10 protein-coding genes are annotated in these 15,981 nt (G+C 57.2%); 6 read left to right on the top strand and 4 right to left on the bottom strand.

The features are described 5' to 3' along the window. Positions 1-60: 60 nt before the first annotated feature. Complete coding sequence (serB, locus tag D0C27_RS18500) at positions 61-912, top strand: phosphoserine phosphatase SerB (RefSeq protein WP_137431429.1); 852 nt, start codon at positions 61-63, stop codon at positions 910-912. A gap of 199 nt (positions 913-1,111) precedes the next feature. Here the strand turns inward: serB and mfd are convergent, their stop codons facing one another. Then, on the bottom strand, positions 1,112-4,603 hold the full coding sequence (mfd, locus tag D0C27_RS18495; RefSeq protein WP_170978598.1) for a transcription-repair coupling factor: 3,492 nt from the start codon (positions 4,601-4,603) through the stop codon (positions 1,112-1,114). A 17-nt stretch (positions 4,604-4,620) separates the two neighbouring features. Between mfd and ispD the strand changes: the two genes are divergently transcribed. After that, complete coding sequence (gene ispD, locus D0C27_RS18490; RefSeq protein WP_115633923.1) at positions 4,621-5,322, top strand: 2-C-methyl-D-erythritol 4-phosphate cytidylyltransferase; 702 nt, start codon at positions 4,621-4,623, stop codon at positions 5,320-5,322. After that, the gene (ispF, locus tag D0C27_RS18485; RefSeq protein WP_021446886.1) at positions 5,319-5,804 is read left to right on the top strand and encodes a 2-C-methyl-D-erythritol 2,4-cyclodiphosphate synthase; all 486 of its coding nucleotides are present in this window, start codon (positions 5,319-5,321) and stop codon (positions 5,802-5,804) included. Before ispD ends, ispF begins: the two co-directional genes overlap by 4 nt. Before the next feature lie 62 nt (positions 5,805-5,866). Here the strand turns inward: ispF and D0C27_RS18480 are convergent, their stop codons facing one another. Then, on the bottom strand, positions 5,867-7,192 hold the full coding sequence (locus D0C27_RS18480; protein ID WP_088450541.1) for a sensor histidine kinase: 1,326 nt from the start codon (positions 7,190-7,192) through the stop codon (positions 5,867-5,869). A 119-nt stretch (positions 7,193-7,311) separates the two neighbouring features. After that, complete coding sequence (gene ompR, locus D0C27_RS18475; protein ID WP_003801024.1) at positions 7,312-8,046, bottom strand: osmolarity response regulator transcription factor OmpR; 735 nt, start codon at positions 8,044-8,046, stop codon at positions 7,312-7,314. 277 nt (positions 8,047-8,323) lie between these two features. Here ompR and tsaB point away from each other — a divergent pair, with 277 nt between their 5' ends. Beyond that, positions 8,324-9,556 carry a tRNA (adenosine(37)-N6)-threonylcarbamoyltransferase complex dimerization subunit type 1 TsaB gene (gene tsaB, locus D0C27_RS18470; RefSeq protein WP_137431428.1) on the top strand — a complete coding sequence of 411 codons (1,233 nt, stop codon included), beginning with the start codon at positions 8,324-8,326 and terminating at the stop codon, positions 9,554-9,556. Continuing rightward, positions 9,553-10,476, top strand: a complete 924-nt coding sequence (locus D0C27_RS18465) for a uracil-DNA glycosylase (protein ID WP_137431427.1) — start codon at positions 9,553-9,555, stop codon at positions 10,474-10,476. The genes tsaB and D0C27_RS18465 overlap by 4 nt, the downstream gene beginning before the upstream one ends. Before the next feature lie 124 nt (positions 10,477-10,600). Here D0C27_RS18465 and lplT read toward each other — a convergent pair whose 3' ends face one another. Beyond that, positions 10,601-11,911 carry a lysophospholipid transporter LplT gene (lplT, locus tag D0C27_RS18460; protein WP_060186478.1) on the bottom strand — a complete coding sequence of 437 codons (1,311 nt, stop codon included), beginning with the start codon at positions 11,909-11,911 and terminating at the stop codon, positions 10,601-10,603. Positions 11,912-12,411: 500 nt separating this feature from the next. On the opposite strand from lplT, the gene smc reads away from it, so the two are divergent. After that, a complete protein-coding gene (smc, locus tag D0C27_RS18455) occupies positions 12,412-15,936 on the top strand; it encodes a chromosome segregation protein SMC (protein WP_137431426.1) in 3,525 nt (1,174 codons plus the stop codon). Positions 15,937-15,981 lie beyond the last annotated feature (45 nt).

Here is a 15,981-nt window from a genome sequence, read left to right as displayed (position 1 = left end):
ACAATAATCGTCTTTTGGCACAGTGGCTGTGCTGTATTTTCTTGCTTTGTGGACGATCTGATGTCTCATCTCATTCTTCAAGGGCCGCGCCTGGATAGCGCCATCATCGAAAAAATTGCGGCAGTGGTGCAGGCCGATGGAGTCCAGGAGCTGGGTCCTACCGCCGTGCGCCTGCTGGGTGCAGATGCTACGCAACGCGCTGAGGTGCAGGCCGTGTGCAAGACCGGCGCGATGGATTTTGCTTTTCTGGAGCAGATTGATCGCCTGAAAGAAATGCGTGTGCTGGCAATGGACATGGATTCCACGCTGATCAATATCGAGTGTATTGACGAGATCGCTGATATGGCTGGCCGCAAGGAGCAGGTTGCCACAATTACTGAAGCGGCCATGCGCGGCGAAATCAAGGACTTCACCGAGAGTCTGAATCGCCGTGTCGCATTTCTGGAAGGTGTGCCGGTCAGCGATCTGACTCGCGTCTATGAAGAGCGCTTGCAGCCTAACCTGGGTGCGGATCGTTTGATTGCGACGGCCCATGCCCACGGGGTGAAAACTTTGCTGGTGTCGGGGGGCTTCACCTTCTTCACCGAGCGCATGAAAGACCGTTTCAGTCTGAGCTACGCCCACTCCAATACCTTGGAAGTGGTGGACGGCAAGCTGACCGGTAAAGTGTTGGGCGCAATTGTAGATGGTCAGGCTAAAGCCCGTTTCCTGCAGGAACTGGCGGCTGAGCTGGGTGCAGGTCCAGAGCAGTGTATTGCGATTGGAGATGGGGCCAATGACTTGCCCATGATGTCCAAGGCCAAGTACTCGGTGGCTTATCGTGCCAAACCGGTGGTGCAGGAGCAAGCCAGCTTTGCCTTGAATCACTCTCCGTTGGATGCCGTGTTGAACTGGTTCCGCCTGGACGTTTGATGTTGGCGGATCGTCAGCGTAGTATGGCGAAAAAATGAAGGTGGGCGCCGCAAACTCAAGGCTTACCAAGAGTTGGTCTGTATATAGGCCTTCCAGCTCATCAGCGTAAACGCACAAGGCAGGAGTTTGGCTGTCAAAAATAAAAGAGCGCTGTCCTTGGGCAGTGCTCTTTTTTATATCCTAGCCTTGTTGTTAAGGCTTACTTCTCTTTGCGCAAGCTGTTCAAGACATTACGCACGGCTTGAATACGGTTCTTGATTTCCTCGCCTTTGGTAATTTCAACTTTCAGCTTGTCTGGCCCAGCCAGGCGGACCTGCTTGTTCTTTTGCACCAGTTCAATAATGCTGACCGCGTCCACATTGGGCTTGGAGGAAAACTGAATCGTCGCTTGAGCTTCGCTGGCATCGATTTTCACAATGCCCAGCGGTTCGGCCTTGATGCGCAAGCGATGCACGGCCAGCAGGTTTTCGCCCGCTTCTGGTAGCAGGCCGTAGCGGTCGATCAGCTCCTCATGGATATGGATCAGGTCGTCTTCGGTACGGGCGTGTGACAGGGCTTTGTAGTGTCCCAGACGGGCATTCACATCCGGACAGTAGTTGGCTGGCAGCAGCGCAGAAGTATGCAGATTCACTTCGCACTGCAAGGCAAAGGGCGAGTCCAGATCAGGTTCTTCACCGGCCTTCAGGGCTTTGACGGCGGTGTTGAGCATATCCGCATACATGGAATAGCCCACTTCCTGAATGTCGCCGGATTGGGATTCGCCCAGCACTTCACCGGCACCCCGAATTTCCAGATCGTGCATGGCCAGGAAAAAGCCGGCACCCAGCTCTTCCATGGCCTGAATGGCTTCCAGCCGCTTTTTCGCATTGCTGGTGATGGCATCCTCGCCGGGGGTCAGCAGATAGGCATAAGCCTGGTGGTGGGATCGACCCACTCGTCCGCGCAACTGGTGCAGTTGAGCCAGACCCAGGCGATCCGCACGGTGGATGACGATGGTATTGGCCGTGGGTACATCAATGCCGGTTTCAATAATCGTGGTGCACAGCAGCACGTTGTAGCGTTTCTGGTAGAAGCCCTTCATGACGGCTTCCAGTTCGCGCTCCGGCATTTGGCCGTGAGCCACTGCAATACTGGCTTCTGGCACCAGTTCTTCCAGACGGGCACGGCGGTTGTGAATGGTCTCGACTTCGTTATGCAGGAAGTAGACCTGACCACCGCGTTTCAATTCGCGTAGCAGCGCTTCGCGTATGGTGCTGCCATCTTCACGACGCACGAAGGTCTTGATCGCCAGACGTTTTTGCGGTGCCGTGGCAATGACGGAAAAGTCCCGTATGCCTTCCAGGGACATGCCCAAGGTGCGTGGAATAGGTGTAGCGGTCAGGGTCAGGATATCGACTTCGGCACGCAGCTGTTTCAAGGCCTCTTTCTGGCGCACACCAAAGCGGTGTTCCTCGTCGATGATGACCAGACCCAGTTGTTTGAAACGCACGTCCGAGGACAGGATTTTGTGCGTACCAATCACAATATCTACGCTGCCATCGCGCAGGCCCGCAATTGCGGCCTGCGTTTCCTTGGTCGAACGGAAGCGGGACAGTTCGGCAACACGGATGGGCCAATCGGCAAAACGGTCCGAGAAGGTCTGCGCATGTTGCTCGGCCAGCAGAGTGGTTGGGCACAACAGGGCAACCTGTTTGCCATTGGCCACGGCCAGAAAGGCGGCACGCAGGGCGACTTCGGTTTTACCAAAGCCCACATCCCCGCAGACCAGACGGTCCATAGGCTGGCCGGACGTCATGTCGTTCACGACGGCTTCAATGGCAGCAGCCTGGTCCGGTGTTTCCTCAAAGCCAAACCCTTCGGAGAAGGCTTGATAGTCATTGAGCGGCAGCTTGAACTTGAAGCCTTCACGAGCGGCGCGCTGAGCGTACAGAGCCAGCAATTCCGCAGCGCTGTCACGCGCTTGTTTCGCAGCGCGGCGGCGGGCCTTATCCCATTGGCCGGAGCCGAGCTGGTGTAAAGGTGCATGCTCGGGATCAGCACCGCTGTAACGGGCAATCACGTGCAACTGGGCTACGGGCACATACAAAGTGCTGCCTTTAGCGTATTCCAGGTGCAGGAACTCGACCGGGCCTTCGCCCAGGTCCATTTCTTTCAGGCCGCAGTAGCGACCAATCCCGTGCTCGGCGTGAACCACGGGGTCGCCTTCACGTAGCTCGGACAGGTCCCGCACCATGGCTTCCACATCGCTGCTGCGCTCGTTGCGGCGACGGCTGCTTTGGGTGCGAGTCTGGGTGGGGTAAAGGTCGTTTTCAGTCAGCAGGCTCAGGCTGTCATGCACCAAGGCAAAGCCACGTGACAAAGGCGCGACGACCAGGGCAAAAGCCGCGTCTGACTCCAGGAAATCGGCCAGACTCTGGCAGTCTGTTGCGGGTGACAGATCATGTTCACGCAGCATCTGCAGCAGCGTTTCCCGACGACCTGCCGAATCTGCACACAGCACGGTCCGGTTTTTCGGGTCCAGCACTTCTTGCCGCAGTTGAGACAATGGATCCTTGTCGCGTCGGTTTACCGCGACCACAGGCAAAGGCTCGAAATCGGGATGAGCGATAGGCTGGTTGTCAGCCTGGGCGCTCAGGCTCAGGCGGCTGAAAGGCTTGATGCCATTGAAAAACTGCTCGTCTGACAAAAACAGGCTTTCTGGCGGCAGAATCGGGCGTTCACGGTCGTTCTTCAGGAAGGAAAAACGGCTATGAGTATCGCTCTGGAAGCGGCCAATCGCGTTTTGTGCATCCCCGTGAGTAATGACCAGGCTGCCTTGGGGCACATAGTCCATCAAGGTGGCCGTTTCTTCAAAGAACAGCGGCAAATAGTATTCAATACCGGCAAAGGCAATGCCATTGCCTACATCTTTATAGGGCAGGGCGCGTGAAGGATCGCCTTCAAAGAACTCGCGAAAACGAGCCCGGAATTGTGTGCGCGCCTCTTCATCCATGGGGAATTCACGGCCGGGTAGCAGCTGGATTTCCTTGACCGGATACAGGCTGCGCTGGGTGTCGATATCAAAGCTGCGTATGCTTTCAATTTCGTTGTCGAACAGGTCCAGACGGTAAGGCAGCACTGAACCCATAGGGAACAGGTCAATCAGGCCACCGCGAATGCTGAATTCGCCTGGAGCGCTGACCTGTGTCATATGGGTGTAGTTGGCCAACATCAACTGGGCGCGCAGTTGCGCCTCATCCAGCTCGTCGCCCTGGCGGAATGAGAAGGTGTAGGCGGCCAGAAAGGAGGGCGGTGCCAGACGATACAAGGCGGTGGTGACGGGGACCGTCAGTACATCGACCTCGTGCATGGTCAGGGCATGCAAGGTGCGCAAACGTTCGGAGATCAGATCCTGGTGCGGAGAGAAGCTGTCGTATGGCAGTGTTTCCCAGTCCGGCAGTTGGCGAACGCGCAGGGCGGGGCCAAACAACAGGATTTCCTCGGCCAGCCTTTGGGCCGTCAAGGGATCGGCGCAGAGCACCAGAATAGGCGCTTTATGTTGGCGGGCCAGGTCGGCAATCAGGCAGGCATCACCCGAGCCGGGGGGCATGGGCTGCGAGTAGCGTTGACCGGGGCGTAAGGCAGCCAGCACATCTTGGGTGCTGGGCAGGGACAGGGAGTGCTGTTTTTCGGTTTCCATCAGGATTGTCATTATAAAATCACCCACCTATGAAGACTACCTTGATTGCAATTGTTCCAGCCGCCGGTATTGGCTCGCGCGCCCTGGATTCTGCCACGAAGGCGCAAGGTTTGCCCAAGCAATACCGTTTGCTGGGTGGGCAGCCCATGTTGCGCCGCTCGGTACAGGCTTTGCTGGCTGATGAGCGCATCAGCCAGGTGCGGGTGGCCGTGGCCCCCGGTGATACCTGGGCCGCCGCGGCACTGGAAGGCTTGCCGCGCACGATTTGTCTGCCTTGTGGTGGGGAAACGCGGGCAGAAACAGTGCTCAATACCTTGCAGGGCCTGGATAAGGACGAACAAGCCTGGGCTCTGGTTCACGATGCTGCTCGTCCCGGTTTGCCCAGGAAGGCTTTGGCGGGGCTGATTGATGCCTGCTTGCAGGCGCAACGCGGTGGCTTGCTGGCTTTACCCGTGCCTGATACCGTCAAGCGCGCAACGCCCGCCGAGCCAGCTGCGGTGCAGGAAACAGTGGATAGAGATGGACTGTGGTTAGCGCAGACTCCCCAGCTGTTTCCTGCCCATACTTTGCGTGAGGCTCTGCTAGCGGCTAAAGAACAGGGTTTTGCGGTGACGGATGAGGCCAGCGCCATGGAGTTGGCGGGCAGCCAACCCTTATTGATATTGGGTTCGGCGCGGAATTTTAAAGTCACCTGGCCTGAAGATTTTGAATTGATGGAGAAATGGTTATGAGCATGCCGATTCGCGTAGGACAAGGTTTTGATGTGCATGTGCTGTGCGAAGGCCGACCTTTGATTTTGGGCGGCGTCACTATTCCGCATACGCATGGCCTGATGGGGCATTCGGATGCTGATGCCTTGCTGCATGCGATTACCGATGCGATTCTGGGGGCGGCAGGCCTGGGAGATATTGGTCGTCACTTTCCGGACACGGACCCAAAATACAAGGGGGCCGATAGTCGAGTGCTGCTGCGCCATGCTTATGAGCAGGTACGTGCGGCTGGCTGGTTGGTAGGCAATGTGGATGCCACGATTCATGCGCAAAAACCCAAGATTGCACCACATGCTCCGGCGATGGTGGCCAATATCGAGGCCGATCTGCAATTGGAACCCGGCAGTGTGAACATCAAGGGAAAAACAAACGAGGCGATCGGCTTTGTGGGGCGCCAGGAAGGGATTGCGGTGACCTCAGTTGCCTTGTTGTACCGTGCTTGATTGACTGCGGGGCTGAGTCCGGCCTTGGGCAAGGGCTGTCCCCTGCCCAAGGCTCATGGTACTCAGGAGGCTTTGGTGTCTTTATCGCCCTGGGTTCCAGGCGCATTACGACTGGCGCGGATGCGGGGCAATTGAATGCGCGCGGTCAAGCCCTCGGACGGAGCACTGACCAGCTCGAAGTGGCCGCCAACTTGTCCCAGCAAACGCTCCACAATAGCCAGTCCCAAGCCTGCGCCACTGACGCCTGTGCGTGCAGAGACGCCGCGCGAGAAGGGGCGCAGCAGGCGCTGGATATCGCCTTTTTCAATACCGGCTCCCTGATCCTTGACGGCAATTACCAGAATATTGCCATGCTGATGCGCCGACAGCTCAATGCGTGCCCGATCATCCTCAGGACTGCGTCCATAGCGACGGGCATTTTCGATCAGGTTGGAGACGATACGCTTCAAGTCGTGGGCGCTGATGCGGGCATACAGATTGGGTTCAACGGAGGCTGTCAAAATCCCACCCAGTGATTCGGTATGCGTGCGTTCGCGTTCGTAGACATCATTGAGCACGGCGGAAACATCAATGCCATGTTCAGGAACGGCAGCAGCGGGGCGGGCGTATTCCATCAGTTGACCAATACTGTGGTCAATCTGTGCCAGGTCCTCGTCAATGGCGGCGCGGGTTTCGTCCGATACCTGGCTTAATTCAATTTCCAGACGCATGCGCGCCAGCGGTGTGCGCAAGTCGTGCGAAATGCCGGCCAGCATGATTTCCCTGTCGGCCTCCGTCTGGCGAATGTCGCGCGCCATGCGGTTAAAGGCAATATTCATGTCGCGGATTTCAACCGGACCTTTTTCAGGCAGGGTACTGGGGGTTTCGCCACGGGCCAGTTGCTGAGCCACTTTGGCCAACTGAGCCAAAGGCCGGTTCACAAAACGCACACTGACAGCGGCACCAATCAAGGCCAGCAGCAAGGCGGTAGCGCCCCAGCCCAGCCATTCCACGCCGGCAGTCAGACTTAATTGTTCGCGATCAAAGACCAGCCAATACTGATCTTCATTGATATCAAAGGAAACCCAGATGCCCGGCACGCTGTTGACCGACCACATGATCAAGGTCTGGCTGCCCAGTGCGCCACGCACTTCGGTAGAGACGTGCTGCCAGTAGTTGGAGCGCGGCAGGGGTTCAAGTTCGTCCGTGTTCTCGCGTGGTTGTACGCGCAGACTTTCCTTGGTGGCCAGATCCAGCAACAGGGCAGGGCGTACCGCCGGGGGCGCGTACACCAGGGCCGAGCGGGTGATGCTGACAATGGACGCCACGCGCTGCGCCATTTGGGCTGCGCGTGGGCCTTCTTCCATACTGAAGAATACTTGCAGCCAGGCACCCAGGCTGACGAGCATCAACGCTGCGAGCAATAAAAAAGACCGGCTGAATAAACCCAGCCGGATACTTGAGTTTTTTGTTGCTCGGCGTTGGGCGGCCACGGCGGGCCGCCCTTCTTGCTGACCGGAAGACAAGGTCAGTTACCGCCGTCTGGAACAAAAACGTAGCCCAGACCCCAGACCGTTTGAATGAACACGGGCTTGGAGGCATTGGGTTCGATCAGCTTGCGCAGACGCGAAATCTGCACGTCCAGGCTGCGGTCAAAAGCTTCGTATTCGCGGCCACGCGCCAGTTCCATCAGTTTGTCGCGCGACAAGGGGATCTTGGGATGACGGGCAAACACCTTCAGCACGGAGAACTCGCCCGTTGTGATGGGGACGACTTCGTTGTTGCGTGTCAGTGTTCGTGTGGACAGGTTCAGCACATAGGGGCCAAACTCGATCGATTCATTTTCCTGACTAGGTGCGCCGGGGTGTTCCTCGGTACCACGGCGTCGCAAGATAGCGTTGACACGGGCTAGCAGTTCGCGGGGGTTGAAAGGTTTGATGAGGTAGTCATCGGCACCCATCTCCAGGCCCACGATACGGTCGATTTCTTCGGCCTTGGCTGTGAGCATGATGATGGGAGTGTTGTCGTGTCCGCCGCGCAGCCGACGACAGATGGACAGGCCATCCTCGCCTGGCAGCATCAGATCCAGTACCAGCAGATCGAAATGCTCGCGTTGCCAGAGTTTGGCCATTTCTTTACCGTCTTCGGCGACGAAAACGTTGAACCCTTGTTCAGACAAGTAGCGGCGCAATAAATCGCGCAGCCGGGGATCGTCGTCAACGACAAGGATTTTGCGGGTGAGGGGGGGGGTCGGCGTATTCATAGCGAAAATGTAACAGGCATCAGAAACCGCGTATAGGGGGGTGTAGAAAAATATTACACATTAAGCGTTTTGTACTATTTATGCGCCTTGCAGCGGATTTGGACTGGCTTCACAGAAGATTATATGGTGGCAAATAGTTTGACAGCCCGGCTTGAGTCAGGTCAAAAAAAGAGCGGCCAGAGGGCAAATACACCCGAAACTCCATGATGGACTGCTTTGTCCTTGTCCGATCCCAGGGAGCTGCCTATTTTGAGTCTGCTTAAACTAAAATAGCGCGATGGATGCACATATTCTTGCCCTGGAGACTTCCTCCAATCTCTGTGAACTGACCTTGTTGTCTCGCACCCAAGCGGGTATTTCGCTGGTGGAGCTGAGCCACGAGGGGACTGGCGATCATGCCGAACGCCTTTTGCCCATGGCTGAGCAACTGCTGGAGCAGGCCGGTCTGGATAGGCACGCTCTGACGGCGATTGCTTTCGGCCAAGGCCCTGGCGGTTTTACCGGCCTGCGCGTGGCCTGTGGTGTAGCTCAAGGTATGGCTTTTGCCTTGGACTTGCCGGTGCTGCCGGTCTCGTCCTTATTGGCGGCTGCTGCTTGCGGTACGCCTGTAGAGGGCACAGCCTATGTGGTGGCACAGGATGCGCGCATGCAAGAGGTCTACGCGGCTGTGTACTGCTGGACAGCTGAGAAGTCCTGGTCTGTGCTGCAAAGCCCGGTCTTGCTGGATGCCGCGCAGGTCACTACCTGGATCGCCCGTTTGCAGGCTGAGGGTTTGATCGCAGAGCAGCAGCCTATTCAAGTCGTCGGTGACGCATTGGAGCAGTTTCCTGATCTGGCCCCAGCTGTGCTCGCACAGGGTTGGGAAGTGGGCCAGACATGGCGTGCAACAGGTGCCAGCGTGGCGCATTTGGCTCTGCATGATCTGGATGAAGGACGGGGGATCTCCCCGGATCTGGCCATGCCGCTGTATGTGCGCGAGAAAGTCGCCTACACCATCCAGGAGCGTGAGCAGGGCCTGGGCGGAAACCCTGCGGCTCTGGATCAACCTCTGCAAATTGAAGCCATGCAGGCCGGGCATGTGTCCGCTGTGCTGGATATTGAGCGTCGTGTGGAAAGCCATCCCTGGACGGCAGGCAACTTCACGGATGCCCTGGGCAATAGCGCGTACTGCTCCCGAATCATTCACAAACAAGGCCTGGTGCAAGGCTATGCCATCTGGCTGCAAGCCCCCGATATGATCGAACTCTTGCTGATTGGGGTGGCCCCCGAACAGCAGCGGCGCGGTCTGGCTTGGCAATTGCTGGATGACGGCCTGCAGTGGGCTCGTCAGCATCAATTGGAGCGCGTGGTTCTGGAAGTGCGGGCCTCGAATGCGCCAGCTATTGGTCTGTATCAGAAGTACGGTTTCAAGGCGGATGGTCTGCGTAAAAACTACTATCCGCTGGGCGATGGACAGCGTGAAGACGCGGTCTTGATGAGTCTGAACCTGGCCAGCAGGGCTGGGGCATGATCGATTTTCAGCCTATCTCTCCTTTGCAGCGCACCTGGCTTTTGGAGTTGGGGCTGGAGCGTGCTTTTCTGGCGCGTCTGCCGCAGCCACAACCTCTGGTGCAATCCGCCGCCAATACCGCAGCCCCTGCGCAAGAGGCCGCAGCGTCACCGCAGACGGCTCAGTTGGCAGGCCGAAATCTGGATGATGCAGGCAGCCCTGCGCCTGTTTCAGCTCCCGCAGCGGCTACTGATGCCATGTCGGCGCGTGATCAGGCGCTGGCGGTCTTGCGTAAATCCGGCGCTCGACCTGTTGCAGCGGCTCCTGTGGAGGAGGTCGTGCAGCGGCCTGCTGTACTGATTCAGCCCGAAAAAGCCCAGGATATGGCCAGCTTGCTGGAGCAGGTACAGGCTTGTCAGGAATGCGGTTTGCATACGGGCCGCGCTCAAGTGGTATTTGGTTCAGAACTCTTGTCTGAACCGGACTGGATGATTATTGGTGAAGCGCCGGGCACCAGTGATGATCGCAGCGCCCAGCCTTTTGACGGCAAAGCCGGGCTGCTTTTGCAAGCCATGCTCAATAGCGCGATTCCTGATGCTTCGGTCTATAAAACGCATCTGGTGAAATGCCGCCCCTTGGGCAACCGTCCACCTACCCAAGAGGAGCTGGCCGCGTGTCGGGCCTTTCTGGATGCGCAGATTCGCTTGGTACAGCCACGTCGCTTGCTGGCCGTTGGCCATTTGGCGGCGGTGGCATTAAGTGGTCGTGATGAAGATCTGGAGGCTTTGCGGGGCCAGGCCCTGACGTATACCGATGCCCAGGGTCGTAGCCTGCCTTTGGTGGTGACTTACCATCCTGCCTCGCTGTTGCTGCGCCCGCAGCACAAAGCCAATGCCTGGCGGGATTTGTCCTTGCTGCGCGAGTTGCAGGGCCAGTCCTGATCTCAGTTCTTGCAGGTGGCTTTTAGCGCTTAGTTGCCTCGTCAGACGTCATCATGGAAAAACACCCCAAAGATTGGATTCAAGTCCAACTTTTGGGGTGTAGTGCCTTTTTCGGGGCTGTCCCTTACTTGGCCGTCAAGGCCTGTCCATGACCTTCCTGGCCTATGCAGGCTTCCAGCTCGGGGTGCGCGCGCAGATTGGCGTTTTTCCAGATGATGAATACCGTCATCAAGGACGCTACCATCAGGCCAAAGAACACAATGATGTAGTTGATGGGCAAACGCAGCCATAACAGCAGGCTGTACAGCGCCAGCATGAACAGAATGTTCAGCTGTTCATTGAAGTTCTGCACGGCAATGGAATGACCGGCCGACAACATGACGTGCCCGCGATGTTGGAGCAGGGCATTCATGGGAACGACGAAAAAGCCGGACAAGCCGCCAATGCCCATCAGTAGGGTGTAGACCGCCCATTTCTCGTGCACCAAGGGCATGAGCAGAACCACAAAGCCCATTGCCACGCCCACTGGCAGAACGGCCAGTGATTTCTTCAGGGGGACGCGGGCCGCAAAAACGGCGCCAAAGACCGTACCCAATGCGGCTACGCCCATCAGCACCGAGGCCTGGTCCAGACGGTAGCCCAGATGTTGAGCGCCCCATTCGATCACAATGAATTGCAGTGTGGCACCGGCCCCCCAGAATAAAGTGGTTACCGCCAGCGAGATCTGGCCCAGCTTGTCACGCCACAGAATATGTACGTAGGTACGGAATTCCTTGAGCAGCAGAATGGGGTTCTTTTGTTGGGGCGGGTAGTCGATATTGGTGCGGGGAATCAGCAGGTTGCACAGCGCTGCCGACAGGTAGATAAAGGAAATCAGCAAGATAGCGACTTCGGCACGCGTCTGGGCCAAAGGTGCAATCAGGGGGTGTTCGGCCAGCGAACTGGCGATCGACGGGTTGATCAGAATGCCGCCCAGCACGGTGCCGCCGATGATGGACAGAACGGTCAGCCCTTCAATCCAGCTATTGCCCTTGACCAACTGTTCGGGCTTGAGCATTTCGGTGACGATGCCGTATTTGGCGGGAGAGTAGGCAGCAGCACCGATACCTACCAGGGTGTAGGAGACAAAGACCAGAACCAGCTGCTGGGAGTCGTTCATGCCAAAGTACTGGTGGCAGAACATCAACATACAGCCTATCAGCTTGATGGCATTGGTGGCGAACATCACCCGGCCCTTGGGATACGAGTCGGCAAAGGCCCCTACAAAAGCGGCCAATAGCACGTAGGACAGCGCAAACCACCATTTCATCATGGGGACCATCCAGATAGGTCCGTGCAGGTCAGCGATCAGGGCGATGGCGGCAATCAGCAAGGCATTGTCGGCAACTGACGACAATGCCTGCGCGGCCATGACCAGATAAAATCCTTTATTCAAAATACATCCCGAATACGTGTGCCCATAGGTGCAGTCTCGAGACTGCAGAGCACGAATCAAAGCCAGGTGTCAGGCCTGGGGAGCTTTTTCAAGGCGGCTCCTCATGGTTTTTCTGACCAAGCCTGAGCCGGTGTGAAATTTACGAAGAGAGATGGGGAGCAAGAATAACAGGGACTGCGGGGGCAGTGGTATCAGAAATTCATTGCGGCTATCTGTCTGCGCGGATTTTCTGGCCGGGCGGGCGCTGGCAAAGCGCTATTGTAAATGCCCTGTCTGACACTCTTGTCCTGCTTGCCAAGCAGGGTAAACAGGACTTGACGGCAAGGGGGAGTTTACTGCCTTATCATCCCAGCAGCCGTGCCGTGGTTTTCATTTGTTTTTTGGCGTGTTTTGCTGTGGGTGGCAGGTGCTGCGGTATCATACGACTCGCGGTGCCGGGCAGATCAAGATGCGCCTGTGCGCCTGTTCAAATTGGTCTTTTCTGAGCTGACTTCTACCCTGTGCGTCTAACCCAGATCAAACTAGCTGGTTTCAAATCCTTTGTGGACCCGACCTCCATCCCAACTCCCAGTCAGTTGGTTGGCGTTGTCGGGCCCAACGGCTGTGGAAAATCCAACATCATCGATGCGGTGCGCTGGGTGCTGGGCGAGAGCAAAGCCTCCGAGCTGCGTGGCGAGTCCATGCAGGACGTGATTTTCAATGGCTCCTCGCAACGCAAACCGGCGGGCCGCGCATCGGTTGAGCTGGTTTTCGATAATTCTGAAGGGCGGGCCTCGGGTCAGTGGAGCACCTATGCCGAGATCTCGGTACGGCGTGTCCTGAGCCGCGACGGGACCAGCAGCTACTTTCTGAACAATCAGGCTGTTCGCCGGCGTGATATTCACGACATCTTCCTGGGTACGGGCTTGGGGGCGCGGGGTTACGCCATCATCGGGCAGGGCATGATCAACCGCCTGATTGAAGCCAAGCCGGAAGAACTGCGTGTGTTTCTGGAAGAAGCCGCAGGCGTGTCGCGCTACAAGGAGCGTCGTCGCGAAACAGAAAGCCGCTTGCGCGATACCCGTGAAAACCTGCTGCGAGTGGAAGACATTCAAAGAGAACTGGATGCGCAGTTGGAGAAATTGCAGGCGCAGGCCGAAGTGGCACGCCAGTATCGTGACTTGCAGCAAGACGGTGAGCTCAAGCAAAACCTGCTGTGGCTGCTGAAAGAGTCCAATGCACAGAGCGATCAAAAAGCCCGTTTCCTGGCGATTGAACAGGCTCAGACCAAGCTGGAAGAATCCATTGCCGGTTTGCGGCATGCCGAATCCACGTTGGAGTCGCAGCGACAAGCTCATTTACAGGCTGGCGATGCTTTGCATCTGGCGCAAAGCCAGTTGTATGAGGCGGGCTCTCAAGTGTCCAGCCTGGAAGCAGAAATTCGCCACGTGCTGGATTCGCGCAGCCGTATGGCGCAGCGCCGCGAGCAGCTGGAACAACAGCAGCACGACTGGATTGAGCAGCAGGAGCATTGCCAGCTGGAGCTGGAAAACAGCGAACAGCAACGCGAGGAAGCAGCAGTCAAGCTGGAAGAATTACAGATTTTGTTGGAAGAGGCTCAAGGAGCCTTGCCCGATCTGGAGCTGCGTGTACGCGAACAGGCCCAGCGTCGGGACGAAATGCGCATGGCTTTGGCGCGTCTGGAACAGAGCTTGGCCCTGGCTGCGCAATCACAGCGTGATGCCGACCGCCAGATTCAAGGCGTGGAGCAGCGTCAGGAGCGCTTGAAGCAGGAATTGCGCGAACTCAATGCCCCGGACCCGGACAATCTGGAGCGCCTGCAAGGCGATCTGAACATGCTGCAAAATCAGCTGCAGCAAGCTCAGGAACATATGCAGCATCTGGAGGCCCAGCTTCCTCGACTGGAAGAGGAGCGCAAGAAGGCGCAGGAGCAAGCCTTGCAAGGCGGGCAGGATATGGCCCGTCTGGAAGCACGTCATCTGGCCTTGAGTCGTTTGCAGGAGGATGTGGCGCGCAAGGGAACTCTGGAACCCTGGCTGGCCAAGCATGGACTGGAGAACATGAAGCGTCTATGGCAAAGCCTGGACGTGGAAAAAGGCTGGGAAACCGCGCTGGAGGCTGTGCTGCGCGAGCGCATGACGGCCTTGGAGCTGCGCCGCCTGGATATGGCCGCAGCTTTCGCCAGTGATGCACCACCGGCCCGTTTAAGTTTTTATCAGTTGCCCGAGGCGGGAGCGCCGGCCAAGCCTGCCCTGGATTTACCCTTGTTGACTTCGGTGCTGCGTCAGCAAGAGGGCGGCTTGCGCAGCTTGCTGGATAATTGGTTGCACCAGGTTTATGTCTGTCAGGACTTGAAGCAGGCCCTGAGCTTGCGCGATCAACTGACAGATCAAATGGCAATCGTGGTGCGTGACGGCCATTTGGTGGATAAGTACAGCATTCGCTTTTATGCACCCGACTCCGAACAAGCCGGGATGCTGGCACGTCAGCAGGAAATTGCTCATCTGGAGCGCGAGCTGCGCGGCGCTCAACTGATTGTCGATGAACTGGGCCATACCAGCACCCAGGCCGAAATGGCCTTGCAGCAAGTGCGTAACGGCCTGGTTCCGGCCCGGGCCCGCGTGGGCGAGCTGACAGCTCGGATGCACGATGTGCAGCTGGAGCACTCCAAGTTGGCCCAACAGGCGCAGCAGTCGCAAGAGCGTGGTAGTCGCATCAACGAAGAGCTGGAAGAACTGGCAGTACAGCGCGAAGAGCTGCAGGCGAACCGCGAGGAGTTCGAGGCCCGCTTTGAAACGCTGGATGAAGAGCTGGCCGAACATCAGGGCGTGTTTGCCGAAGCGCAGATGGAAGGCGAGAAGGGCGCCGAACAGGCAGAACAGGCCCGTCGTACCGTACACGAGCGTGAGCGCGCGGTGCATGATGCCCAATTTGCCGAGCGTGCTTTGGTGCAGCGCATGGCCGAACTGCAGCGCAATCTGGCCCTGGCGCAGGAGCAGGCACAACGCACGGCCGGTCAGCTGGAAGGTTTGCAAGGCGAACTGCTGGATCTGGATGCTTCTGCTGCACAAGCCGGTTTACAAGATGCCCTGGAGTTGCGTGCCGAACGTGAAGAAGCCGTTCGTCTGGCAAAAATTCAACTCGATACGCTGGCTGCCCAATTGCGTGAGCATGAACAGGCCCGTGCCGAGAACGAAAAGAATCTGGCACCCTTGCGCGAGCAAGTCACTGAATTGCAGTTGCAGGAACAAGCGTCGCGTCTGGCGGTCGAACAGTTTGCTGAACAGCTGGACAGCAGAAAGGTAAACCGTTCCGAACTGTGGAGCTTGTTACAGGAAAAGACACCGGAATGGCAGCGTGTGGGCTGGTTGCAGTCTGAAGTGCAGCGCATCTCGCGCCAGATTGAAGGCCTGGGTCCGGTGAACCTGGCGGCCCTTGAGGAGCTGACTACGGCCCAGGAACGCAAGACCTATCTGGATGCTCAGCATAAAGATTTGAGTGATGCCATCGAGACTCTGGAAGATGCGATTCGCAAGATTGACCGCGAGACCCGCCAGTTGCTCATGGAAACATTCAACATCGTTAATCAGCACTTTGGCGAGCTTTTCCCAAGGCTATTTGGTGGTGGAGAGGCTAAACTGACGATGGTGGGCGATGAAGTGCTGGAAGCTGGGGTGCAGGTCATGGCTCAGCCACCAGGCAAGCGCAATAGCACGATTCATTTGCTCTCTGGTGGTGAAAAGGCATTGACAGCGACAGCGCTGGTTTTTGCCTTCTTCAAGCTCAATCCCGCACCCTTTTGTTTGCTGGACGAGGTGGATGCGCCACTGGATGATGCGAATACCGAACGCTATGCCAATCTGGTGGCCAGCATGAGTGACCAAACCCAGTTTTTATTTATTTCTCACAATAAAATTGCCATGCAGATGGCCAAACAACTGATCGGGGTCACCATGCAAGAGCAAGGTGTATCCCGAATTGTGGCAGTGGACGTAGACGCTGCCATGCAAATGAGCAGTGTGTAAGCCTGTTTTTTTTAATCCGCTAGTGTTGATTCGACGGAACTGACA

It is taken from the genome of Alcaligenes faecalis (assembly GCF_005311025.1).
GTDB lineage: Bacteria > Pseudomonadota > Gammaproteobacteria > Burkholderiales > Burkholderiaceae_B > Alcaligenes > Alcaligenes phenolicus.
Note: the sequence above shows the minus strand (reverse complement) of the source record. Positions and strands in the feature narration are given on the sequence as shown.